Source organism: Sphingomonas phyllosphaerae, assembly GCF_036946485.1.
Taxonomy (GTDB): domain Bacteria; phylum Pseudomonadota; class Alphaproteobacteria; order Sphingomonadales; family Sphingomonadaceae; genus Sphingomonas; species Sphingomonas phyllosphaerae_E.
In genome coordinates, this window is record NZ_JAQIJA010000005.1 from 1,329,300 (window position 1) to 1,355,201 (window position 25,902).

Genomic DNA, 25,902 nt, shown 5'->3' on the forward strand with positions numbered 1-25,902 from the left:
ACTCCTGATGCCCGAACCGAGCAACAGGATCAGCGACCGTGACGACCCAGCCCCAGCAATTCGCCAGCGACAATTACGCCGGAGCCTGCCCGGAGGCGCTGGAGGCGATGCTCGCCGCCAACGCCGGCTCGGCGGTCGCCTATGGTGACGACGGCTGGACGCAGCGCGCCTCCGACAGCTTCCGGACGCTGTTCGAAACCGATGCGGAGGTCTTCTTCGTCTTCAACGGCACCGCCGCCAACTCGCTCGCGCTCGCGTCGCTGTGCCAGAGCTATCACAGCGTCATCTGCTCGTCGGCGGCGCATGTCGAAACCGACGAATGCGGCGCGCCCGAATTCTTCTCGAACGGCTCCAAGCTGCTGCTCGCGCCATCGGCGGACGGCAAGCTGACCCCCGAGGCGATCCGCACGCTCGCGAACAGCCGCTCCGACATCCACTTCCCCAAGCCGCGCGTCGTCACCATCACCCAGCCGACCGAAACGGGCCAAGTCTATTCGGTCGCCGAGGTACGCGCGATCTCGGCGGTGTGCCGCGAACTGGGGCTCAAGCTGCACATGGACGGCGCGCGCTTCGCCCACGCCTGCGCCGCGCTTGGCTGCACCCCCGCCGCGATCACCTGGGAGGCGGGGGTCGACGTCTTGTGCTTCGGCGGGACCAAGAACGGGCTGATGGTCGGCGAGGCGGTGATCTTCTTCGACCGCGCGCTTGCCGAGGACTTCGATTACCGCTGCAAACAGGCCGGGCAGCTCGCCTCGAAGATGCGCTTCCTGTCGGCACCATGGATCGGGCTGATCGAGAGCGGCGCGTGGCTGCGCAACGCCGAGCACGGCAACGCCTGCGCCGAGCGGCTGGCGGCGCGGGTCGCCGATCTGCCGGCGGTGCAATTGCTGTTCCCGGTGCAGGCCAACTCGGTATTTCTCGTCGCGCCTGAGGCGGTGCTCGACGAGTTGCGCGCGCGGGGCTGGCGCTTCTATACCTTCATCGGCGGCGGCGCGCGCTTCATGTTCGCATGGGACGCCGACCCGGTGCGTGTCGACCAGCTCGCCGCCGATATTCGCGCGGCGTGCGAGGTGCGCGCGCTGGCATGATCCGTCATTGCGAGCGGAGCGAAGCAATCCAGGGCGTCCCGGTCCGGCGCTGGATTGCTTCGCTCCGCTCGCAATGACGGCGAGGGAAACCCCAGCCGTTCATTCACACGCTTGCCGCGCCCGCCCCTCTTCCGTCACCCCGGACCTGATCCGGGGTCCCGCTTTCTCGGCTCCGGTCGGAAAGAAGCGGGGGTCCCGGATCAAGTCCGGGACGACGGTCTTCAAACGGACATCGGCTCCATCGCTTCGTCGGGCATCAACACCCAGCCATGCGTGCCGAGCATCTCGATCGGCCGATAGCGCGTCTTGTACGCCATCCGCTGCGAGCCCTTCACCCAATAACCGAGATACACATACGGTAGCCCCGCTTCGCGCGCGCGCGCGATGTGATCGAGGATGATGTAATTGCCGAGCGCCGGGCGCGCGTCCTGATCGGTATCGAAGAAGCTGTAGACCATCGACAGCCCGTCCGCCTGCCGGTCGGTCAGGCAACAGCCGACCAATTTGCCCGGCCGCCCGCCATCGGACGGCTCGCGATATTCGACCACCACCGAATTGACCGGCGAATGCTCGATCATGTCGGCGAAGTCGCTCTCGTCCATCGCCGCCATCCCGCCGCCGGGATGCCGCGCCGACAGATAGCGGCGCATCAGCGTATATTGCTCGTCGGTCGCCCATGGCCGGCACGCCGCGACGTCGAGGTCGGCGTGACGCCGCATCAGCTTGCGCTGCGTGGCATTGGCCTCGAACTCGTGCGTCCGCACCCGCACCGAGACGCAGGCGGCGCAGCCCGCGCAGCTCGGGCGATAGGCGACCGACTGGCTGCGGCGGAAACCGATCCGGCCGAGCGCGTCGTTCAGCTCGCCGGCTTCGGGGCCGGACAGTTCGGTGAACACTTTCCGTTCCTGCCGACCCGGCAGATACGGGCACGGTTGCGGACTGGTGACGAAGAAGCGCGGGAAGCGGAACGGTGCCGTCATGCGTACCGACCCTTTCCTTCGCTGTCCCAGCCCCTGTCCATGCCACGATCCATCTTCGCCGCGGCGCGCTTACGCGCCAAAGCCTTCATATGCGATGTCGCACATCCGGTGAAAAGCCGCTTTACCACGAAAGAGGTGGACCGTTTCAGGCCAGTTCGACGGTGCTCACCTCAAACCCCGCCTCGCGCAGCCCGACCATCAGCCCGTCGAGATGCGCCCGATCGCGCGCCTCGCATTCGATGTCGGTGATCAGGCCCTTGGCAGGCAGGGTGGTGAAGACGCGCTGGTGATAGATTTCGATGATGTTGACCCGCTCACGATCGAAGACCCGCATCACATTATAGAGCGCACCCGGCTGATCCTGCAGCCGCAGCCGCAGCCGCGCCAGCCGCCCCGACCGTGCCAGATCGCGCAGCAGCACGTTGGCGAGCAGCCGGGTGTCGATATTGCCGCCGCACAGCACCACGCCGATCGTCCGTCCGCGGAACCGCTCGGGATGCGCGAGCAACGCGGCGAGCCCCGCCGCGCCGGCACCCTCGACCACGGTCTTCTCGATCTGGAGCAACAGGCTCAGCGCCTCCTCCAGATAGCGTTCGGAGACCAGCACGATATCGTCGACGAGCTGCGCGACCATCTGCGCGGTGATCCCGCCCGGTTCCTTGACCGCGATTCCCTCGGCCAGCGTATCGCCGGCGCACGGCATGTCGGTGCCGTTGATGCGATTGTACATCGACGGATACAGCTCGGCCTCGACCCCGACCACCTCGACCGGGCGATCCGCGGCGCGCGCGACCGTCGCCATGCCCGAGATCAGCCCGCCGCCGCCGATCGGCACCACCAGCAGGTCGATCTCGGGATGCTCCTCCAGCATCTCCAGCGCGACGGTGCCCTGACCCGCGATGATCCGCGGATCGTCGAACGGGTGGACGAAGGTGAAGCCGCGCTCCGCCTCCAGCACGCGCGCATGGGCATAGGCGGCGTCGAAGGTATCGCCCTCCAGGATCACGGTCGCGCCATGGCCCTGGGTCTGCACCACCTTCACCACCGGCGTGTTGCGCGGCATCACGATCGTCACCGGCACGCCCAGACGGTTGCCGTGATAGGCGAGGCCTTGCGCATGGTTGCCCGCCGAGGCGGCGATCACGCCCTTGGCGCGCGCCTCGTCGGAGAGTTGCAGCAACGTGTTGAGCGCGCCGCGCTCCTTGTAGGCGGCGGTGAATTGCAGGTTCTCAAACTTCAGATAGACGGTCGCGCCGGTCAGCTTCGACAGCGTCTGGCTGATCAGCGTCGGCGTCCGCACGACCGCGTCGCCGATCCGAATCTGCGCGGCGCGCACGTCGTCGATCGAAACGGGCAGGGCGGGCGGTGTCACGAGCTGGGTTGCCATGAGGGAGGCGTAGCGGAAGGCCGTCGCGAAAGGAACACCTGCCCGAAGCTGCCGGATGGGGAGGCCGGTCTGGTACTAACGTCATCACATAAAGGCCGGGCGCGCCCGGTCTAATCGGTGGCGCGGCGTCGAACATCTCTGGCCGGTCGGCGCAAAACTCTAACGCAAGGTCATACCCATTTTGGCGAGCGACTGCGCGACGGTACGCTGGCTGCCATCGATCGGTGTATGAAGCGCGCGTTCGATAATCGCGCGTGCGCTCGCCGCGTCGCCGCTGTCGCTTGCCAATAACGCGGCGGCGAGGGCGCCGGAGAAGCACTCGCGATCGAGCCGTAACGCGATGGCGACCCGCTCGCGCGCACTTCCCACGTCCCCGTCGAGGATGTCGAGCACCGCGAGCGAGCCGTGTGTTTCCGCGAAATTGTGGTCGAGTGCCAGCGCATGGTCGAAACGCGCGCGGCTGGTCGCATAATCGCGCCTGACGAAATGCGCCCAACCGGCGGCGATCCATGAGCCGAGGTAATCGCCGAACAACGTCGCGCCGTGATCGAGGTCGTCGGCGGCCCGTTCGGGCTTGCCGCTCATCAGCCCGGCAAGCCCACGCCCGATCCAGGCACGCGGGACGTGCGGCGCGCGCGCGAGCACCCGGTCGAACAATGCCTCCGCTTCGGACGCATCGTCGCGCCCGAGCGCCAGCGTGCCGAGCGTCGCGAGCGCATCGGGGTGATCGGGAGCGAGCGCAGCGCATTGGGCGGCAAGCGCCTCATCCTCGATATCGATCGCCAGCGTCGACATCGCCGCCGCCAGCCCGCGGTGGCCGGGGTGGACGGTCAGATAGTGGCGGCCCGCACTTTCCGCCGCGTCCAGCTCGCCGCTGGTGTGGAGCAGGCTGACCCGCAGTGCCGCAGCCTGCGCCAGCACAAGCGCGGTCGCGTCGTCGAGGATGTCCAGCGCCGCGCCCGCGTCACCGGCCTTGGTCAGCGACCATGCGGCGTTGAAGCGAAGCGCGGGCGCGTCGCAACCGTCGGCGAGCAGCGTGCGAAAGGTCGCCGCGGCTTCGTCGAAGCGCGCCGACTGCAACGCGACGAGGCCGACCAGATGACGCGCCCGGGGCAGCGCTGCGTCCGTATCAGGCAGGCGGTCGAGCAGGGCGCGCGCCTGATCGACCTGTCCGGCGTCGAGCGCGGCCTCGGCGGTGTCGAGGATAAGCGCCGGGTTCGCCGGATCGACCGCCATATAGGAGAGCAGCGTCGCGAGCGACGCGTCCGCTTCGGTCGGGGCGTTGGTGGCGGCGGTCATCGGGATCAGCCCTCCAGCTTGACGATGTCGAACGAGCGCAGCGTGATGCGCACCGGGATCTCGTCGACCGATACCACCGACAGGCGCGGGATCGAGCGACGCGTGAAGGCTTTCAGATGCCGTCGCAGCGCGCCGCCGCACAATAGCACCGGCGCGCGCCCTTCCTTGTGCATTGCCTCCGTCATCGTGGACAGGCGACGGATCAGCCGTTCGGCAAGGCCCGGCTCGATCGGCAATCCGGCGACGCCGCCATTGGCCAGCCCGGCGCTGATCTGGTTTTCGATGCGCGGATCGAGACTGAGCACCGCCAGATCGTGATGATCGCCGCGCAACTGGTTGCAGATCGCGTAGCTGAGCCGCTGACGAAGCTGCTCGGTCAGGTCGCCGGGGTCGCGATGCTGGCGCGCCAGATCGGCGAGATGCTCGACGATCAGGTCGATGTTCGCGATCGACACGCCCTCCGCCAGCAGGTTCTGCAGCACGCGTTGCAGGTCGGGGATGCCGAGCGTGGTGGGGATCAACTCCTCGATCAATGCGGGCTGACGGGTGCGGACCTGCTCGATCAGCTGCGTCACGATCGGGCGGGTGAGCAAGGTCGCCATCTCGCCGTTCACCACGTCGGCGAATTGCGTCATCAGCACCGTGATCGGATCGACCACCGTCAGTCCGGCGGCGCGCGCGGCAGGCTCGTGGATCGGCTCGATCCAACTGGCGGGCAGGCCGAAACTGGGATCGGTCGTGGCGATCCCGGGCAGGGTCGGTGGCTTGCCCGGCGCGCCGATCGCCAGCAGCCGATCGGGACGGGCCTCGCCGACCGCGAAGCGCGCGCCGAACAGGCGGATGTCATAGCCGTAGCCACCCAGTCCCGCCCCATCGATGATCGCAACCGCAGGGAAGGCGATGCCGAAGCTGCGTTCGGCGGCGCGGCGTAGTCCTTCGATCCGCTCCAGCAGGATCGGCTCCTGCGCCTTCCACGCCTCCGCCAGTTCGGCGCCCAGCCGGATATCGATCGCGGCGGGCTGGTCGGCAGGCGCTTCGGTGTCGGCGTCGGCTTCCGCGACCGGCGCGACCCGCCCGAGCCGCCGCCACGCCAGGAACGCAAGGCCGCCGATCGCGACGATCGGCCATTTCGGCATCCCCGGCAGCAGCAGCAACGCCATCAACACCGCCGTTACGATCAACGGGATGCGCGGAACCGAGGCGAGCTGGCTGAACACCTCCGCCGACAATTCGCGATCGGCCGACGAACGCGTGACGATGATCCCGGTCGCGACCGAGATGATGAGCGCGGGGAGCTGCGCGGCGATCCCGTCACCGATCGTCAGCAAGGTGAAATGCTGGAGCGCGTCGCCCCATTCCATCCCGAGTTGCAGGACGCCGACGATCCAGCCGGCGATGATGTCGATCAGCAGGATGATGATCCCCGCGATCGCATCGCCCTTCACGAACTTCGATGCGCCGTCCATTGCGCCGTAGAAGCTGGCCTCGCGCTCCAGCCCGCGGCGTCGCCGCACCGCCTCCGCCTGGTCGATCAACCCCATGTTGAGGTCGGCATCGATGCTCATCTGCGCGCCGGGCATCGAATCGAGCGTGAAGCGCGCCGCCACTTCCGACACGCGCTGCGCGCCCGAGGTGACGACGATGAACTGCACGACCACGAGGATCGCGAACACCACCAGCCCGACGACGAAATTGCCCTGCACCGCGAAAGTGCCGATCGAGCCGATCACCTCGCCCGCGCTCGCCCCGGTCAGGATCAGCCGCGTCGCCGCGACGTTGAGCGCGAGGCGATAGAGCGTCGCAACCAGCAACAGCGAGGGGAAAGTGGAGAATTCCACCGGCTTGGCGACGTAGAAGGTCAGCAGCAGGATTGTCAGCGCCAGCCCGAAATTGGTGATGATCGCCAGATCGAGCATCACCGCCGGCGCCCGCCGAAAGAGCGGCCAACGCCACGCCCTTGAACGAGAAGCGCTCCTGCAAGCCGGTCGCGATCGCGACGCCCTGACCCGCTGCAGAAGCCACCGCCGCCCCCACAGCAGCGGCGGCGATCGTGCTGCCAGTGAGCAAGCCGACTGCCAGTCCGGCCAATCCGCCAGCGATGGCGGAGGCCAGTCCGACCAGGATCAGCTTGAGGAACCCGCACTTGTTCTTCTTCTTGCGGACCTGCGGCTGCGGCTGGGTGGGGCTGGTCTCGTCGGGGATGATGTCGCCGACGACGGCGTTGGGATCGTAGGGGCGGAAGCTGGTGGCGGAGTTGGCGTTGCGCACCACCCCGCGCGGCAGGTTGAGGATCTGGCCCTCGACCAATTGCGTCTGCGTCGACAGGCCGTTGGCCTGCGCGATCTTGTACCACAAGGTCTCGTCGCCGTAGAGCCGCCGCGCGATGCTCTGCAGCGTGTCGCCGTTGCGCACGGTGTAGATGCCGCCGGCGCTGCCCTGGTCGTAGCTGGTGATCGGCTGGAAGTCCGAACCGAACTCGGCCGCCGCGGTGCCGGTGGTCGCGCCGTTGCGGAACGCGCCGGTGCCTTGCGCGGCGGTGCGGGTGGCGACCGACGTGGCATAGTCGGTCTCCAGCGTGCCGTTGTTGCTGACATGCCCCAGCTCGCGCCCGTCGAAGCGGAACCACACTTCGTGCGGGTCGCCGGTCGCAGGGCGGTTGTCGCTCTCGTCGCGGCGGATCACCTGACCCAGCGCATCGGCCTGATAGCTGACGCTGCGCGGGCGGGCGTCGCTGATCTGCGCGGAGAACAGCACGCCCTGCCCGGTGTAGCTGATCTGCGTGAGGTTGCTGACGGAGCCGTTGACGTCGGGCTTGTAGGTGATCGTCGATTGCAGCGGGCCGTCGAAATATTCGTAGGTGAAGCTGGTCTGGCTGGTGGTCGTCGCCTGACCGTTGCGCGTGCCCGAGGTGGTGACCGTCACCGGCGCGCCCAGCGCATAGGCGGCACCGGTGCCGTAATCGGTGGTGGTGTTGGCGACGATCGTGTCGCTGCCCTGGCGCTGGGTCACCGTCTCGCTGAGCGCCTGGCCCTTCTCGTTGTAGGTGACGCTGCGGTCATAGGCGACGCCGCTCGCGTCGCTGTCGATCTGCCGGGTGAGGCGACCCGCGCCGTCGTAGCTGAGACTGGAGGTGCCGCCGCTCTGATAAGTGCCGTCGGCTGCGACGGTGCCGAAGGCGACCCCCGACAATTGCCCCTCGGGCAGATAGCTGTAGCTCTCGCGCCGCGTGGTGCCCGAGACAGTGGTGGTGACGGTCGCGCGGCGGCCGGCGGCGTCGTAGGTGACGTCGCTGCCGATCGCACCGCGCACGATCGCGCCATTGACCAGCGCGCCCTTGTTGGTGACGACGCGGTTCAGCGTGTCGTAGCGGAACCACTGGTCCTGATAACCGCCCGCGACGAACGCGCCGTTCGGGTCGAGATTGTTGTAGGTGACCTCGGCGCGGCGGATGTTGCCGACCGCGTCGTAGAGATAGTTGATGCGGTTGGCGGGGTTGGCCTGCGCGCCGTCGCGATCGACCGCATCGCTCCACGCGGTCATCCGGCGCATCGCGTCATAGGTGGCGGTGGCGTTCTGGAGCGTCTCGACGGTCTCGACCGCGGTGCGGACGCCGTTCTGGAACTCCTCCTTCGTCTTATGGTGGCGGGTCAGCTCGGATGTCTTGAGCCCGCGCTTGTCATAGCCGTAGTCGGTGGTGAGGAAGTCGCTGCCGACGGTCGTGCCGTCGCCGCGCCCGACCGAGACGGTGCTGACCAGCCCGGTGTTGGCATAGGTGTAGCGGGTCTGTTCGTCGGCGGTGGTGATCGCCTTGATCCGCCCGCCCAGATCATAGCCATAGCTGAAGACGTGGCTGCCCAGATCGGTGCGGGTGACGAGGTGTGCGAAGCTGTCGGTGGCCTCCACGATCGTGCGGCCGTTGGCATAGGTCGTGGTCTCGACCCAGGCACCGAACGCGCCCAGCCCGGTCGTGACGGCATTGGCGTCCCAGATATAGCTGGTCGTGGTGCCATCGCCGCCGAAACTGCTCGCCGCGATGACCCGGCCTTCTACGTCGTATGACGTTCCCTCGACCGTCTGATAGCCGGAGTTGCTGTGCGAGACGCGCCGACCGAGTGCGTCATAGGCATAGCCGTCGATCGAACCGTCGACGCTCGTCGACTGCACCAGCCGGCCCATCGCATCATAGGTCATCTTCTGCTGCTGCCCGAGCGCATCGGTGGCGATACGCAGGTCGCCGAAGACGTCATAGGCGTTGCGGGTGACGCTGCCGTACGGCCGCCATTCCGCGCTGACGAGCGGATCGCCTTTGCCGTAGCCGGTGCCCGCCTGAAGCGCGCGCGTGGTGGTCGCGCCATTGGCGTTCTGCGTCGCGACCAGCCGACCCGAGATGTCGTAGAACATCCGCTCGACAGGGTTGGTCTGGGTGGTGACGCCAGCCTCGCTCGTCACCCCGACGACCGGATGGGTGATGACGGTGCGCCGGCCCAGCGCATTATAGGCATAGCTGGTGACGTTCCCGAGCGCGTCGGTATCGGATGCGATCTCGCCGAACGCATTGTAGGTCCGCGCGGTGGAGGCGCTGGTGTCGGTGCTGCCGCTGCGTGCGGGCAGGATCGTGGCGGTCGCCATCCCGCGCTTGTCGTAGGTGGTGAAGGTCGTCACCGTCTGCCCGACGCCGCCGAGGCCGATCGCCACCGCGCCCTGGTTGGTGGTGAGCGCGAGCGCCTGATCGACGGTCAGCGTCGACAGGTCCGCGCCGTCGCTCTCGATCTTCAGCGTCTGGTTGCCGGCGGCGTCATAGACGTAGACGCGCGTGACGCCGTCGTCGCTGTTGCTGCGCCAGATCCGCCCGGCGCGATCGTAATCGATCCGCTCCTGCACCACGCCGTTGACCGCGCGCGCGACCATGTCGCCATGGACGTTGTACTGGAACGACGTGTTGCTGCCGATCGTGAACCAGCCGTTGTCCGGAGTGTAGGTGGCATAACCCTGGTAGGTGAGCTGGCCGGCGGCGTCGTATTTGTAGGTATACGCCTCCTGTTCGCCGGATCGTGTGTAGCTCTCTCCGACCTTGCGACCGACCGCGTCGTAGAAATAGTTGCGCGTGGTGCCGCCGGCGTCGGTGCTCGACTGCAACCGCCCGCCTGCGCCGTAGACATAGCTGGTGACGCGCGTGCCGCCCTCGACGGTGCGGACGAGGTCGCCGAGCCCGTCGTAGCGATAGTCGATGGTCGGGCGGACGGTGGTCGCGGTCTGGTCCGCGAACGGCGCACGCGTCTCGCGGGTCAGGCGGCCGGCGGTGTCATAGGTATAGTCGACGTAATCGCCGGTCGCCTCGGTCTTGCGCGTGACCTCGCCCAGCGCGTTGTAGCTGTAGACGATCGTCGCGGTGGTCGTGGCGGTCGTCATCGCGCCGGTGGTCGGATTGACCGTCGCGGCCAGAACGTTGCGGCGTGCCTCGGTCCGGCGCTGTCCCTTGCGGTCGTAGGTGAAGGCGGTCACCCGGTCGGCGGCGTCGTTGGCGGCGAGCGCGGGCACCGTCCCGACCGCGGGCGAGGACACGCGAGCGGCGGAGCGGCGCTCGAGCACCGCATTGCCCTCTGCATCGCGGGTCCAGGTGGTGAGATAATTCTCCTTGTCGACTTCGGCGATCTTGCGGCCGGCACGATCGTAGTAGGAGAGGGTCTGGCCGCCATCGGGCGCGGTGGTGCGGACCACATTGCCCGTCGCGTCATATTGGCGGGTCGTGACCAGCGACGTGACGACAGAGGCATATTGCGTCCCGTTCCACGCGCCGGTGCGGATGCCGGTGACGGTGGTGGTGGTCAGCCTGTTGAGCTTGTCATAGGCGTAGAGCGTTTCGCGATAATCGCCGGTCGGCGCCGCGGGCGCGCCGCTGCCGGGGGCGTTGAGCGCCACGGGCGTGTCGAAGACGCGGGTGCGGACGCGGTTCCCGTTCGCGTCATAGGCGTGATAGGTCAGCACGCCGACGGTGCTCGCGGTCGAGCCGATGTAATTGCCCGTCGCGCCGAACGTCCGCAGCTCGGCAATCACGCGGTCGAGCTTGTCGTAATAGAATTGCGTTCGCGCGCCGACCGCATCGGTGATCGAGGTGCGGTTGCCGCGCGCGTCATAGGTGTAGGTTTCGGTGGGGGTAACCGTCGTCGTCTGGCCGGGCAGTCCGACCGGGACCGCGCCGCCGCTCTTGCTGATCAGCCGGTCGCCGGAATCGTACGCGTAGTTGGTGACCCGCTGTTCGGGCAGCCCGGCCGCTTCGGTATCGCGGGTGCGATTGCCGCGCGCGTCATAGCGATATTGATGCGCGTAATAGCCGGAGGCGGTCTGCTCGCCCGCCGCGTTGTAGACCGGCGCGACGACATATTCGGCGGTCAGCAGCCCACGGCGATCATAGGTGTAATCGGTGGCACCGCCGAGCTTGTTCGTGACCCGTTGTACCTGTCCAAAGGCATTGTAGAGCGTCGTTTCGACAAAGCCCTCGGCATCGGTCGTCGTGGTGACGCGACCGAGCTTATCGTAGCCGAAGCTGGTGACCGCGTCGGCCGTGCTGGCGACGACGTTGAACGCCGATGGCGCGGGCGTCTCGCCGGGCGCATATTGGCGCTCGATCGCCTTGTTCGCCCGGCGCGTGACCGTCGCGACTTCGCCGAACGGATTGTAGGTGTAGTTCGTGACGTAGTTTTCGGGGTCGAGCGTGGCGACCAGTTGCCCGTCGCTGTTGTAGGTGCTGAAGGTCGGGTTGCCCCGCGCGTCGACGGCCGCGACCTGCTCTCCGAAGGCATTGTAGAGGTATGAGACGAGGCCGCCATTGGCGTCGGTGCGGCTTTGTAGCTGGCCACGACGATCATAGGCATTGGTCGTGGTGCGGCCGAGCGGATCGCTCTCGGTCACGACATCGCCAAAGGCGTTGTAGCTGGTCTGCCGGACGGTCTGGGCACTGGTGCCGAGCGCTTCGGTGGTGGTGATGACGCGGCCGGCGCCGTCATAGGCGAACTGGGTGCGGCGCTCGTCGCCCGAGCCCTGCGCCACGACGTCCTGCGCGATCGTGCCATTGGCGTTGTAGACGAAGCTGTGGAAGATGCCGTTCGGATCACGCCGCGCCAGCAGCCGGTCCATGACATCATAGCCGAAGGTCGTGGTCGCCGGTGTGCCCGTCAGCGCTGCGGCCAGCGCCGATGCCGTGGTGGTGGCGGTGACCGTCACCGCATTCGGGAAGCGCGCGGTGGCGATCAACCGTCCGGCGGCGTCGTAATCGTTGCGGGTGACATAGCCCTCGGCGTCGACCGCATAGCGAAGCTGGCGCGCGTCCGAATAGTAATTGCGGCTGGTGCGGTCGCGGGTCGCGTTGGTGTTGTTGGTCGCCCAGGTGTCGAGTTCGGCATGGGTCGGGCGCCCGGAGGTCGGGCGTAGCGTGGCGAAGCGCGTCGTCGATACGACGTCGCCCATCGTGTCGTAGCGATATTGTACGACCGCACCGTCCGCTGCGATCGCGTATCCGAGCCGACCCGCCGCGTCGTAGATCGCGAAACTGGTGCGATTGGCGGCGCTGTAGGTCAGATTGGCGGTCGACAGCGCCGCGCGCACCGACGCCATCGTGTAGCTGCCGGGCGTGGCGATCACCCCGGCGTAGCTGATCGTCGAGCGAACCTTGCCGTTGACGGTGCCGCCGGGCCAATTGGCATAGGTATATTCGACGACATGGTTCAGCGGATCGATCTCGAACCGCAGAAAGCCTTGCCGGTCGTACACGTAGCGCGTGGTGCGATCGGCGCTGCCCGGCGTGATCGTGGCGAGGATCTCGCCGAGCGTGCCGCTGGCACGGACCGACTGACCGGCCGCCTGCGCATAAGCGGTCTCGGCGATGCGATGGCCCGCCGCGTCATAGGTCATGACCTGCAGATAGCCGGCGCCGTCGAGCGAACCGATCAGGTTGCCGTCCGCATCGTAGAAGCTGCGCGTCACGCGATCTGCGGTCGTCTCGGTGGGGAGGACCTGAACGCTGGGCGGCGTGGTGCGCAGCGTGGCGAGCTGCGCCGCGGTCAATTGCGTCGCATAGTCGCGGACCATCACCAGCCGGTCTGACGCGTCATAGCTGTTGGCGACGGCGTTGCCCGCGCCGTCGATCGTCTCGATCACACGACCCTTGGCGTCGTACACCTGCCACGTCCACAGGTCGGAGGTGCTGGCAGGGGGGCGGATGTCGGTGATGTCGGGGGAGAGGCTGGCGTCCGCGACGGTCGCCAGCGCGTTGGCCGACAGCTTCGTGGCGTAGCGGATCGTCGCGATCACGCGATCCGCGCCGTCATAGCGATATTCGGTGATCTCGCCGAGTTCGCCGATGTCGGCGATCTTTCGTCCGACCCGGTCGTAAAGCATGAAGCTTCTGGTGCCGATCGGGCTGAACATCACGCGCGCCCGTCCGAGACGGTCGTTGACGACGATCGTCTCGGCGTTGAGCATCAACTCGCCGGCTTCGCTGCTGGCGATCAGCTCACCGGTCTTGCTGTAGGTCGAGGTACGCACCAGACCGTTGGCAAGGGTGACGACCGTCTTGGTTGCCGCATCGTCGAACAGGACGTTCGTCGTGCCACCGTTCACGTCGGTGGAGGCGACGAGCCGGCCGAGGCCGTCATAGACGAAGGTTTCGGTATTCTCGCCCGTCTGGGTGCGCGCCACCAGCCGCCCGGCCTGATCGTAGCGGTAGACGATCTCGCGATAATTCTCCGCGTCCGACGGCACGCCCGGTGAGGTCGAGGCCGCATATTCGAGCTGGCGGATGACGTTGCCGCGGATGTCGTGCTGATACACGGTCTGTTCGACCGCGGTCTGGTCGCTCAGCCCCTTGACCCAATTGGCCATGTCCACCTCGCTCGGCGCGGATGAGGTCGACAGATTGGTCAGGTCGTAGAATTGATCGGTATAGGTCAGCGCGACGCTGACGTTGCCGTAAGTGTCGTACCGGCGCTCGGTCACGCGGCCCGCGCCGCTGATCGCGAAGCGCTGCAACCCGGCGGCGTTATAGACGTAACGATCGGTGTGTGCCGCCCCCGGCGAGTTCGCGTCGGAGCTGATCCGTGTCTCGGTCAGCAGCCGGTTACGCGCGTCGAAGGTGCGCGTGACGGTGACGCCGAGCCGGTCTACCTCCGAAATCGCGTTGCCGTTCGCATCATAGGTGAAGCTGGTGATGCGACCCAATGGATCGGTGACGCGGGTGACGTCGCCCTTGGCATTGTATTCGAAGCTGGTGACTTGTGCGGTCGCGCCAGTGCCGGCCGGCGGCGCCACGATCGACGCCAGGGTGCCGTCGGCGTTGTAGGTCATCCGCGTGACCTGCCCGAGCGCGTCGGTGACGGTGCTCTCGCTCGATCCGATCGCGATCGTGGTGGTGCGCGTCACGCCGGCACCGACCGTCTCGGTCAACGTCGAGACCTTGCCCGCGCTATAGCCAATATCTAGCTGGCTGCCGTCCGAGCCGGCGATCCGCGACAGCTTGCCGTCCGCGTAGGTGTAATCCACGCGATAGATCTTGCCGTCGGCAATGCTGTTGTCGTCCGGGGTGAGATCCCAGGTGGTCGACGCCAGATTGCCTGCGGCATCGTAGCCGTAGCGGGTGGTGTACAGCTTGACCTGATTGGTGGTCGTGTCGGTGAACCGGACCGTCGTCGCCAGGATCTTGAGCGGGCGTGCGCTATCCGCCGTGTCGTAGGTGAAGGTGACCGTGTCGCCGTTGTCGGCGGTGATCGACGTCAGCCGCGTCGCGAGCGCGGGATCGTAAGCGAAGGTGAGTGCAATGCCGGCGGCGTCGACGCGCTTGTAGAGCCGCTGGAACCCATTCGCCTGATCCGGCCCGTAATATTCGGTGGTGAGCGTCGCACCGTCGGTGAAGACGTATGAGCCATCGGCCTGTTTGCGCAGCGTGTCATAGGCCCCGGCACCATCGGTCGAGACGAATTTCGAACCGTCCCAATTGAAGGAGATGGTCGAGCCATCCTCTCGGCCGAGCGTCGCCGTTCCCCCGGTGGCGGTGACGTTCGAGATGTTGAGCCGCTGCTCGCCGGCACCCCAGAAATTGTTTCCGGCAAGGCTCCCGCTGCCGCCCAGGCTATTATAGGTCCGGGTGACATTGGCGTCCGGGCCGCGCCCGACGAGCATCGCGTCCTTCTGACGGACGACCAGATTGCCGTTCGCCGCGTTGGCGAACACCTGCAGCCCCGCCTGGCCGAAGGCGCTGTTCCCGACCAGCCCTGCGTTGCCGAGGATCGTGCCCGAGCCGCGTTCAAGTCCGCGCTCCGCACCCGTGAAGATCGCCACCATCGAAATGCCCCTTCGCACGTTCGGCGAATGCCGTTGTCGAAGGGCTTGTCGGGACGATCGGGCAGGAGTTTAGGCGAATCTTCGCCGTCGGACAGGCTGCGCGAGCGGCGGGCTGCCTCGGTCGGCTCGATGCGGGAAAGCCATGTCGCGATTTCCGCTATTGCGAACCTCTATCACCACTGTATGGCCGCCGCGAGGGAAGGGGCTTTCCATGAAGACGTTCACCAGCGGCCTGTTGGTCGCAGGCCTGACCATCGCGTCCGCGGCACAGGCTGCGACCGATGATGCACCGGGCATGGCCGATGGCGGCACCGATCGCGACATTATCGTCACCGGACGTGCCTCGCCCGCACCGAAAGCCGCCGATGACAGCTACAAGCCGGCACCGGACGCCTCCACGCTGCGCTCCTCGGCGACACCGCTCGCGACGCCGCAGGCGATCAACATCGTGCCCGCGCAGGTGATCCGCGACCAGCGCCCGCGCTATCTGGACGACGTGCTGACCAACGTCAGCGGCATCACGCAGGGCAATACGCTCGCCGCGACACAGGACACGGTGCTGAAGCGCGGGTTCGGCGGCAATCGCGACGGATCGGTCATGCACAACGGGATGCCGGTCGTGCAGGGCCGCGCGTTCAACGCCGCCACGCAAAGCGTCGAGGTGCTCAAGGGCCCCGCCTCGCTGCTTTACGGGATCATGGACCCGGGCGGGATCATCAACATCGTCGCGCGCAAGCCGCTGCTCGACCCGCATCTGAACGTCGCGCTGACCGGATCGAGCTATGCCAATGCGCGGGCCGGACTGGAGGCGATGGTGGACCTGACCGGGCCGATTGCCGGCAATCTGGCGGGGCGGCTCGTCATCGACCATCAGGACGAGGATTATTGGCGCAATTTCGGGGAGCGACGCGACACACTGATCGCGCCGTCGCTCGGCTGGTACGGCGGTGCGACGCAGGCGGTGCTGTGGTACGAATACCGGCGCTTCGACTATCCTTTCGACCGCGGGACCGCACTCGACCCGCGCACCCTAACCCCGCTGGCGGTGCCGCGACGGCAGCGGCTCGACGATCTCAACAACCGCATGTCCGGGTCGAGCCATCTGGTGCAGCTCGCGGTCGATCACCGGCTCGGCGGCGGCTGGGCGGCGCATCTTGCGGCCAGTTTCAACAGCGAGGCGTATGACGCCGGGCAGTTGCGTATCACGGGCGTCAATGTCGCGCGTGGCACGCTGACGCGCAGCAACGACGCGACGATCGGATCGCTGAGCACCGACGCCTATACGCAGGCGTATGTCGACGGCGGCTTCGACCTGCTCGGTGCGCGCCACGAGGTGATCGTCGGGGTCGAGGGCGAATATCGTCGCTATTATCGTCGCGATTTGATCCGCCAGGCGGTGCGCAGCGCCTTCAGCTACGTGACCCCCGTATATGGCCGCGAGCCGTTTCCGACGACGGTGTCGGCGAGCGACAGCGACCAGACCGACCGGCTCTACAATTATTCGCTGTTCGGGCAGGATTCGATCCATCTCGGCGACCGGTGGATCGTGGTCGCGGGTGGGCGGCTGGTCGGCTTCGATCAGCGCGCGGGGCGCGGGCGGCCGTTCGCCGCGAACACCGATCTCGATGGTTGGGAGTTCGTGCCGCAGGCCGGGCTCGTGTGGCGCGCGGCGGAGACGGTGTCGCTCTACGCGAGCTATACCCGCTCGCTGAAGCCGACGTCGACGATCGCGCCGCTCGCCGGCGGGGTGACGATCACCTCCGCATTCGCGCCGGAGCGCGGGCGGTCGTACGAGGCCGGGGCCAAGCTCGACGTGCCCGGGCGCGTCGCGGCGACGCTCGCGCTATACGACATCGACAAGCGCAACGTGCTGGTGTCGCAGTTCAATTCCGCCACCTCGCTGACCGAGTATCGCACCGCCGGTCGTGCGATCTCGCGCGGGGTGGAACTGGACGTTGCAGGCAAACTCACGCGCGCGCTGAGCCTGATCGGCAGCTATGCCTATACCCACGCGCGAACGACCGACGATCCGGTGTTTGCGGGCAAGAAACTGGCGAACGTCGCGCCGCACACGGCATCGCTGTCGGCGGCCTATGACATAAGGGCGATCGCGGGGGACGACCGGCTGCGGATCGGTGCGGGCGCTCGCTATGTCGCGCGACGGCCGGGCGACAGCGCCAACAGCTTCTGGCTCGACGATTATGTCGTGGCGGACGCGTTCGTCACCTATGACACGGCCCTGGCCGGGCGGCGGGTGACGTTTCAGTTCAACCTGAAGAACGTCTTCGACAAGACCTATTATACGTCGGCGGTCAATCAATATGGCGTGGCGATCGGCGACCCGCGCCGTGCGATCGGCACGATCAGCTTCGCCTTCTGACGGCGGGGCGGCAGCTTAAGACAAGGAGGTGGCGCGCCCGGAGGGATTCGAACCCCCGACCAAGGAGGTAGAAGCTCCTTGCTCTATCCAACTGAGCTACGGGCGCCCGCCGATGCGCCTAGCGCGGATTGTCGCGCGAAGGAATGGGGGGCATGATCTGGTCATGGCCGAAGCGACGCACATCACCCCGATCGCGGCGGACCGGGTCGAGCCCGGGCGGCTGCGCTATTACGATCTCGTCATGGCGGCCTTCGTCGCGATCCTGTTGCTTTCCAATGTGCTGGGCGCGGGCAAGGTGGCGCAGGTACGGTTGCCGGGGATCGGCGACTGGCCGTTCGGCGCGGGCATTTTGTTCTTTCCGATCAGCTACATCATCGGCGACGTGCTGACCGAAGTCTATGGCTATGCGCGGGCGCGACGGGTGATCTGGGTCGGGTTCGCCGCGACCTTGTTCATGGCGGGTATGGCGTGGGTGGTCGTCGCGCTGCCGCCGGCGCCGGATTGGCGCAACCAGGCGGCGTATGAGCTTGTATTCGGGCAGGTTCCTAGGATCGTGTTCGCGAGCATGTGCGCGTTCTGGGCGGGGGAGTTCGTCAATTCCTATGTGCTTGCGCGGATGAAGGTGCTGACCGAGGGACGCCATCTGTGGATGCGGACGATCGGGTCGACGATCGCCGGGCAAGGCGTTGATAGCCTGATCTTTTATCCGCTCGCTTTCTGGGGTGCGGACGGGTGGACGCCGCATCTGGTGGTCGTGGTGCTGTTCACGCAATGGGCGCTGAAGGTCGGGTGGGAGGTGTTGCTGACGCCGCTGACGTACTGGGTGGTGGGCGCTTTGAAGAGGGCCGAGGGGCTGGATGTGTACGATCGGGGCACCGACTTTACACCCTTTCGTGCGCAAGTGTGAGCGGCCGGGCACACCAATTAGCGGGAAATGATCCCCTCGTTGGCGCGAAGTACCCCGTCTGGTGCCGGATCGAGCGTCGATAGTAGCACGTCGGGCGCGAACGGGAGCGGCTTTGCCGCGTCGGTGAGATTGAGCGCGATCCGCAGCCGCTCGTCGCCGTGCCGCCGCTCATAGGCCAGCACACCGTCGGGGGCGTCGAGCAAGCGGAAGTCGCCGACGGCGAGCGCCGCCTGCGCGCGCCGCAGCGCGAGCAGGCGGCGGTAGAGCGTCAGCATCGAGCGGGGGTCGTGTTCCTGCACGGCGACGTTGCGCGTCGGCCAGTCGGGGTTGAGCGGCAACCACGGCTCGACGGTCGAGAAGCCCGCGAAGGGCGAGGCGTCCCATGGCATCGGCGTGCGCGAGCGGTCGCGGCCGATCCCAATGCCGGGCTGGCGCAGCTCCTGCGGGTCGCGGACGCGCTCGGCGGGGATGTCGACCTGGCCGATGCCGAGTTCGTCGCCTTGATAGAGCGTCGGCGTGCCCCGCAGCGTGAGGAGCAGCGTCGCCGCGACCCGCGCCTGCGCTTGGCCGACGCGCGCGGCGATCCGCGGTGCGTCGTGGCTGCCGATCACCCAGTTCGGCCAGCCGTGCGGCGGGAGGCTCGCTTCATAGGCGGCGATCATGTCGCGCAAGGTCGCGGCGTCCCATGCATTTTCGATCAGCTGGAAGTTGAAGGGCAGATGCACCTGCGGGCGTTCGGGGGTGCCGTACCAGCGCGCGTGGCGGTCGTTCGGGAGGAATATCTCCCCGATCAAAACGCGTTCGCCATAGCTGTCGGCGATCGCGCGCATCTCGGCGGCGATCGCATGCGCCTCGGGCTGGTCGGTCGAATGTTGCTGGATCAGCCGGTCGCGCTCGGTGATGCCGGGGCGCCAATAGGGGTTGGGCGGATTGTCCGGGAAGCCCTCCGCCTTCACGATGTGCCACAAGACGTCGATACGGAAGCCGTCGACGCCGCGGTCGAACCAGAAGCGCATCGCATCGAGCATCGCCGCCTTCAGTTCGGAGTTGCGCCAGTTGAGATCGGGTTGCTGTTTGAGGAAGGCGTGGAGGTAATATTGGCCGCTCGCGGCGTCATATTCCCATGCCGAGCCCCCGAAATCGCTGATCCAGTTGTTCGGCGGACCGCCGTCGGGTGCGGGATCGCGCCAGATATACCAGTCGCGTTTCGCGCTGTGCCGGCTGGCGCGGCTTTCGGCGAACCATGGGTGCTGATCCGAGCTGTGATTGGGCACGAAATCGAGCAAGAGTTTCAGCCCGCGCGCGTGGATCGCCGTCAGCAGCCGATCGAAGGCGGCGAGATCGCCGAAGAGCGGCTCGACCCCGCAGTAATCGGCGACGTCATAGCCGAAATCGGCCATCGGCGACGGGAAGATCGGCGACAGCCAGATGGCATCGACGCCGAGCGCGGCGACATGGTCGAGTCGCCGCTCGATCCCGGCCAGATCGCCGACGCCGTCGCCGTCGCTGTCCTGAAAGGAGCGCGGGTAGATTTGATAGACGGTGCCGCGTTCCCACCACGGGTGATCGGTTCGGTTGCTCATCGGAGGCGGTAACGGCGGGGCGGGGGATGCGATCCCGCCGGGGTGTCGTCATCCTGTTGGGTAGGGATTTCTGCGAAGTGTCGGAGCATGGTCTTCTTAAGCCGTTCCCCGGCGAAGGCCGGGGTCCAGTTGGGAAGGTTTTTGGGATCGTCACAAGCGTTTCCCAACTGGGCCCCGGCCTTCGCCGGGGAACGGGAAGGAGTGTCTCGGGGAGGTTTCGGTCATTACGAAGGCCTTCGCGTCTGGATTCTCGCCTTCGGGGGAATGACGGGGGGCGGGGCTACGGAGAAGGCAGCAACATAACGTCACCGTCGACACAGGAACAAACCGACCGCCCGGCTTTTAACGTAGGATAGGGCAGGGGGCAGGCGATTTTTGGTTCGGGGCGACAATCCGCATTTACGACGTTCGGCAGCGAGGCCGCGTGGCTGGCCGGGCTGACCGGCTGGATGGTGCTGGGCGCGGTAATCATCGCCGCGGCGGTCGGCGCGTTGATGGTCGTCGCGCAGCGCAGCCGCGAGGGGGCGATCACCCATCAGCAAGGAATGCGACTGGTGTTGTGGGCGGGCGGCGTGGTGCCGACCGTCGTGCTGCTGGCCTTGCTGATCTCCACCTTGCCGGCGATGCGCCCGATCGCGGTCGAGCCCGACGACCTGCGAATCACCGTCACCGGCGAGCAATTCTGGTGGCGGATCCGCTACCAGCCCGCCGGGCAGGCGGCGATCGACGATTCCAACGAGCTGCGCGTGCCGGTCGGTCGCAACGTCGAGCTGCTGCTGGAAGCGGGCGACGTGCTGCACAGTTTCTGGGTGCCGGGGCTGGCGGGCAAGCTCGACATGGTGCCGGGGCGGACGAACAAACTGGTCGTCCACGCCACGCGTGCCGGGCGGTTCCGCGGGCAATGCGCGGAGTTCTGCGGGTTGAGCCATGCATTGATGGCGTTCGACGTGGTGGCGATGGAGCCGGCGGCGTTCGACGCCTGGCTGGCGGCGCGCCGCACGCCTTCGCCGGTCGGCGGTGACGGGGCGCGGCTGTTTGCCGCGAACGGTTGTGGTGGCTGCCATACGGTGGCGGGTCTGTCGGACGCGATGATCGGGCCGAACCTGACGCATCTCGGGAGCCGTCCGTCGCTTGGCGCGGGGATGCAGAAGCGGACGCACGCCAATCTGGTGCGCTTCATCAAGGAGGCGCCGACGGTGAAGCCCGGCGCGCGGATGCCCGCCTATCCGCAATTGAGCAACGACGATGCGGCGACGATCGCGCGCTGGCTGGAGCAGTTGAAATGAGTCTCCACGCGCAGGACGATCCTGCCCTTCGCGCCGCGCAGGAAGAACGGCTGCGCGCAGTCTGGAAGCCGCCGCAGGGGTGGTTCTTCCGCTGGACCGACACCAACAACAACCAGGTCGGCGTCTGGTACACGCTGACCGCGTTCGGCTTCATGCTGTTCGCGGGCGTGCTGGCGATGATCATGCGCGCGCAGCTCGCCGTTCCCGAAAACGACCTCGTCAGCCCGGCGACCTTCAACCAGCTGTTCACGCTGCACGGGTCGATGATGATGTTCCTGTTCGCGGTGCCGATGTTCGAGGCGGTCTCGATCATCCTGCTGCCGCAATTGCTGGGCGCGCGCGACCTGCCGTTTCCGCGGCTGTCGGCGTTCGGCTACTGGAGCTTCCTGATCGGCGGGGTGTTCGTCTCGGGCTCGATCTTCTTCAACGTCGCCCCCGACGGCGGGTGGTTCATGTACCCGCCGTTCACCACCCGCACCGATCTGTCGGGGCTGGGCGCGGACATTTGGATGCTGGGGCTCAGCTTCATCGAGGTGTCGTCGGTGGCGGCGGCGGTCGAGCTGATCGTCGGCGTGCTGAAATGCCGCCCGCCGGGGATGCGGCTGAACCTGATGCCGCTCTACGCCTGGTACATCCTGGTCGTGGCGGTGATGATCCTGTTCGCCTTCCCGCCGCTGATCGCGGGCGACGTGCTGTTCGAGATGGAGCGGCTGCTCGGCTGGCCGTTCTTCGATCAGGCCAAGGGCGGCGATCCGATCCTGTGGCAGCACCTGTTCTGGATCTTCGGCCACCCCGAGGTCTATATCGTCTTCCTGCCGTCGATCGCGCTGTTCGCGATGATCGTGCCGACCTTCGCGCGGCGGCATCTGCTCGGCTATCCATGGATCGTGCTCGCGGCGGTCGGGACGGCGTTCCTGTCGTTCGGGCTGTGGGTCCACCATATGTTCACGACCGGGCTGCCCAAGATCAGCCTCGCCTTCTTCTCGGCCGCGTCCGAGGCGGTGGCGATCCCGACCGGCATCCAGATCTTCGCGTTCATCGCGACGCTTTGGGCGGGGCGCGTCGTGTGGTCGACGCCGTTGCTGTACGTGACGGGGTCGCTCGCGATCTTCGTGATCGGCGGGCTGACCGGCGTGATGGTGGCGATCGCGCCGTTCGACTGGCAGGCGCACGATACCTATTTCATCGTCGCGCATCTGCACTACGTGCTGATCGGCGGGACGCTGATCCCGTTGTTCGGCGGGCTCTATTATTATTGGCCGTTGATTACCGGCAAGAAATTGTCCGACCGGCTGGGGCGCACCGCGTTCTGGTTCCTGTTCGCGGGTGCGAACCTCACCTTCTTTCCGATGCATTTTTCCGGGCTGCTTGGGATGCCGCGGCGGGTGTTCACCTATCCAGCGGAGCTGGGGATCGGTGGGCTCAACATGGCCTCGACGATCGGGTCGTGGGTGTTCGCGACGGGCGTGGCGATCGTGTGCGTCGATCTGGCGCTCAGCCCGCGACGGCAGAAGAGCCCGCGCAATCCGTGGGAGGCGGGGACGCTCGAATGGCTCGCGCATCCCGATGACGAGGATTGGGGCATCCGCTCGGTGCCGCTGATCGAGAGTCGCTATCCGATCTGGGACCAGCCAGACTTCGTGAAGAAGGTCGACGAGGGCCGCTTCTTCCTGCCCGACGCCGAGGAGGGCCGGCGCGAGACGATCGTCACCAGCGTGCTCGACGCGCGGCCGGTGCAGGTGGTGCGGCTGGGCGGGCCGAGCATCAAGCCGATGCTGACCGCGATCGCGCTGGGCAGCGTGTTCATCCTGACCACCTATCATTTGTATTGGGCGGCGCTGGTGGGGGCGGTGGTGACGCTCGGGATGATCCTGCTGTGGCTGTGGACCGGCACCGCGGAGATCCCGGAGAAGGATTGCAAGCCGATCGGACATGGCATCGAGCTGCCGCTGTACATTTCGGGCGCGTCGGCGAGCGGGTGGTGGGCGATGTTCATCACGATGATGGCGGACGCGACGGCCTTCTCGGGGCTGGTGTTCGGTTATTATTTCTTCTGGACGCGGCATGAGGACTTCCCGCCGAGCGGCGCGGGGCTCGACGGACCGGGCGCGTTCTGGCCGATGGTCGCGCTGGCGGTGTCGCTGGCGGGCTGGCTGATGACGATCGGCGCGCGCGAGACGAATCGGCGCGGCATGGTCGGGGCGGCGCGCGCGTTGTTGGCGCTGGGCGCGGTCGCGTCGCTGGCGGCGATCGGCGCGGGGCTGGCGGGGCCGTGGCTGTCGGGGCTCGCGCCTAAGCTACACGTCTATCCGGCGATCGTCTGGACATTGGTGATCTGGACCACCGCGCACTCGGGCGTGGGGGCGATCATGCAGCTCTACACGCTGGCGCGCAGTCTGGCGGGGAAGATGACGCCAAAATACGACGCCGATGTCCGCAACATCACCGTCTACCAGCATTTCATGGCGCTGACCGCGGTGGTGACCTACGCCACGATCGGCCTGTTCCCGGGGGCGGCATGAAGAACGAAACCCCGCACGGTCCCGAGCGGCGCGGCTTCCGGCACCGGCTGCGCGAGCTGCGCGTCACACTGTGGACGCTGATCGTCCCGCCGAGCGTATGGGCGGTGCATTTCCTGTTCTGTTACCTGTGGGTGGCGGTGAGCTGCGCCAAGCTGGGAGCGTTTCCGCGCTTCACCACGGCGTTCGTGATCGGGACATTGGTGGCTGAGGCGATCATCCTCGCCTCCGGATGGATCGCGTGGGTGCAGACGCATACCCCCGGCGACCCCGCGCCGCACGATCAGGGGACCGATATCGACCGGCTGCGCTTCCTGGCGGTGTCGACGCTGTTGCTGGCGGGGCTGAGCTTCGTGGCGGTGATCTTCACCGCGGTGCCGGCGCTGATGCTGACGGATTGCCGGTGATCGCGGCGGGGCTCCTGGTGGCGCTGGCGGCGACGATGCTGGGGTTCGCCGGGCTCGGCATGACCGGGCATATGGCGGCGCATATGGGCGCGGTGGCGGTGGCGGCGCCTCTCCTGTCATTTTCGCGCAGGTCTGGGGTGCCGGATTGCCGCCTGCGCGGGGATGACGGACGGGCGGGTGGGCCGCTGGCGTGGGCGACCGTCGAGTTCGTCGTCGTCTGGGCGTGGCATGCGCCGGCGTTGCGCGGGCTGGCGGACATGCATCCGGTGGTCGCGCTGATCGAGCAGGCGATGTTCCTCGGCGTCGGGGTCGGTCTGTGGCGCGCGGCGGTCGCGCATCCGGCGGGCGGGGTCGCGGCGCTCTTGCTGACGTCGATGCACATGACGTTGCTCGGCGCGCTGATCGGGCTCGCGCCGCGGCCGCTCTACGCGATGATGGCGATGCATCCCGCGCCGGGCCTCGACGCGCTGGCCGACCAGCAACTCGGTGGCGTCGTGATGCTGGTGGTCGGTGGCGCGGCTTATTGTCTGGGCGGGCTGGCGCTGCTCGGCACGATGTTGAGGGAGCGCGCGGCGGCATGACGATCCGGCTGACTTGGAAGCGCGTGGTGGCCGGGCTGCTCGGGATCGTGCTGGCGGGGCTGCTGTTCGCCTGGTCGGGGGTGTTCAACATCGCCGCCTCGTCCGGCCATTGGGCGGTGACCGAGTGGTTCCTGCACTGGACGATGCGCAATTCGGTCAAGACGCACAGCTTCTTCGACTCGCCAAAGGATCCGATCGCGACCGACGGCGGGCTGGTCAGCGCCGCGGGGCATTTCGCCGCCGCCTGCGCGACCTGTCACGGCGCGCCGGGGCAGCGGCCGTCGTCGGTGATGCAGAAGGCGATGCCGCCCGCGCCCGATCTGTCGGTGAACGCGCGGCAATGGACCGACGGGCAGCTCTTCTACATCCTGCGCCACGGCGTGAAATATTCGGGGATGCCGGCGTGGGGAGCGGCGAAGCGCGATGACGAGATCCGGCGGATGGTGGCGTTCGTCCGCCGGCTGCCCGGGATGACGGCGGCGCAATATCGCGCACTGGCGGGCGAGGCGCAGGGGGCGGGCACCACCGATGTCCGCGCGCTGGGCAGCAACGTGCTGGCCGGGTGCGTCGCCTGTCATGGAGCGGACGGGCGCGGGCGCGGGCAGAACGACATTCCGATCCTGGGCGGGCAGCGTGCCGGCTATCTGGAGACCGCGCTTGCCGCTTATGCCGACGGGCGGCGCGCGAGTGCGGTGATGGGCAACGCCGCCGCGACGCTGACGCCCGCCGAACGCCGCGCACTCGCGCGGCATTTCGCGGCGATGCCAGGGATCGGGCAGGTCGTGCCGCAGGGCGACCCGCGGGCGCGGGTGATCGTCGAGCGCGGCCTGCCCGAGCGACAGCTTCCGGCGTGCGCGAGCTGCCACGGCGCAGGCAAGCCGCAGCCGGTGCTCGCCGGGCAGCGGGCGAACTATATCGCGGCACGGCTGCGCTACTGGAAGGGCGACGGCAAGGAGATCGACGCGCGCCTGCCGCAGAACGTGATGCCGGTCATCGCGCGGCGCATCCCGGAGGAGTTGATCGACCCGCTGTCGCGCTATCTGGCCGGCGAGGCGCGCTGACGATGCCGTGATGCCCGCCAAAATCGTCATTGCGGGTCGCTAACCCCGCCGGATTGGTCCAGAAGGGACGCCGCCCCCGGCCGCGACCGCGC

The 25,902-nt window shown here is 67.3% G+C and carries 13 protein-coding genes and 1 tRNA gene; 8 read left to right on the forward strand and 6 right to left on the reverse strand.

Annotated features, from left to right (window positions below):
• Positions 1-38 precede the first annotated feature (38 nt).
• Entirely contained in the window at positions 39-1,088 is a 1,050-nt protein-coding gene (locus PGN16_RS14885; protein ID WP_335310151.1) for a threonine aldolase family protein, read from the forward strand.
• Between the two features lie 221 nt (positions 1,089-1,309).
• On the opposite strand, the gene PGN16_RS14890 is transcribed toward PGN16_RS14885, so the two are convergent.
• From PGN16_RS14890 to PGN16_RS14910, 4 genes are all read right to left on the reverse strand, one after another.
• Complete coding sequence (locus tag PGN16_RS14890) at positions 1,310-2,068, reverse strand: arginyltransferase (protein WP_335310152.1); 759 nt, start codon at positions 2,066-2,068, stop codon at positions 1,310-1,312.
• A gap of 145 nt (positions 2,069-2,213) precedes the next feature.
• The gene (locus tag PGN16_RS14895) at positions 2,214-3,455 is read right to left on the reverse strand and encodes a threonine ammonia-lyase (protein WP_335310153.1); all 1,242 of its coding nucleotides are present in this window, start codon (positions 3,453-3,455) and stop codon (positions 2,214-2,216) included.
• Positions 3,456-3,614: 159 nt separating this feature from the next.
• The gene (locus PGN16_RS14900) at positions 3,615-4,754 is read right to left on the reverse strand and encodes a tetratricopeptide repeat protein (RefSeq protein WP_335310154.1); all 1,140 of its coding nucleotides are present in this window, start codon (positions 4,752-4,754) and stop codon (positions 3,615-3,617) included.
• 1,311 nt (positions 4,755-6,065) lie between these two features.
• Positions 6,066-15,086 (reverse strand): LysM peptidoglycan-binding domain-containing protein, encoded by a 9,021-nt coding sequence (locus PGN16_RS14910; protein WP_443019646.1) that lies wholly within the window; start codon positions 15,084-15,086, stop codon positions 6,066-6,068.
• Positions 15,087-15,297: 211 nt separating this feature from the next.
• On the opposite strand from PGN16_RS14910, the gene PGN16_RS14915 reads away from it, so the two are divergent.
• Complete coding sequence (locus PGN16_RS14915; RefSeq protein ID WP_335310156.1) at positions 15,298-17,466, forward strand: TonB-dependent siderophore receptor; 2,169 nt, start codon at positions 15,298-15,300, stop codon at positions 17,464-17,466.
• A gap of 29 nt (positions 17,467-17,495) precedes the next feature.
• On the opposite strand, the gene PGN16_RS14920 is transcribed toward PGN16_RS14915, so the two are convergent.
• Positions 17,496-17,572 (reverse strand) — tRNA-Arg (locus PGN16_RS14920).
• Between the two features lie 57 nt (positions 17,573-17,629).
• On the opposite strand from PGN16_RS14920, the gene PGN16_RS14925 reads away from it, so the two are divergent.
• Complete coding sequence (locus PGN16_RS14925; RefSeq protein ID WP_335310157.1) at positions 17,630-18,373, forward strand: queuosine precursor transporter; 744 nt, start codon at positions 17,630-17,632, stop codon at positions 18,371-18,373.
• 17 nt (positions 18,374-18,390) lie between these two features.
• Here the strand turns inward: PGN16_RS14925 and PGN16_RS14930 are convergent, their stop codons facing one another.
• Positions 18,391-19,956, reverse strand: a complete 1,566-nt coding sequence (locus PGN16_RS14930; RefSeq protein WP_335310158.1) for an alpha-amylase family glycosyl hydrolase — start codon at positions 19,954-19,956, stop codon at positions 18,391-18,393.
• Positions 19,957-20,327: 371 nt separating this feature from the next.
• On the opposite strand from PGN16_RS14930, the gene coxB reads away from it, so the two are divergent.
• The 5 genes from coxB to PGN16_RS14955 are packed head-to-tail and all read left to right on the forward strand — an operon-like array spanning position 20,328 to position 25,810.
• On the forward strand, positions 20,328-21,242 hold the full coding sequence (coxB, locus tag PGN16_RS14935) for a cytochrome c oxidase subunit II (protein WP_335310353.1): 915 nt from the start codon (positions 20,328-20,330) through the stop codon (positions 21,240-21,242).
• Positions 21,239-23,764, forward strand: a complete 2,526-nt coding sequence (gene ctaD / locus PGN16_RS14940; RefSeq protein WP_335310159.1) for a cytochrome c oxidase subunit I — start codon at positions 21,239-21,241, stop codon at positions 23,762-23,764. The genes coxB and ctaD overlap by 4 nt, the downstream gene beginning before the upstream one ends.
• Entirely contained in the window at positions 23,761-24,168 is a 408-nt protein-coding gene (locus tag PGN16_RS14945) for a hypothetical protein (protein ID WP_184038861.1), read from the forward strand. The genes ctaD and PGN16_RS14945 overlap by 4 nt, the downstream gene beginning before the upstream one ends.
• A complete protein-coding gene (locus tag PGN16_RS14950) occupies positions 24,165-24,749 on the forward strand; it encodes a cytochrome c oxidase assembly protein (RefSeq protein ID WP_335310160.1) in 585 nt (194 codons plus the stop codon). Before PGN16_RS14945 ends, PGN16_RS14950 begins: the two co-directional genes overlap by 4 nt.
• Positions 24,746-25,810: a c-type cytochrome gene (locus tag PGN16_RS14955; protein ID WP_335310161.1), complete on the forward strand. Its 1,065-nt coding sequence runs from the start codon at positions 24,746-24,748 to the stop codon at positions 25,808-25,810. The genes PGN16_RS14950 and PGN16_RS14955 overlap by 4 nt, the downstream gene beginning before the upstream one ends.
• Positions 25,811-25,902 lie beyond the last annotated feature (92 nt).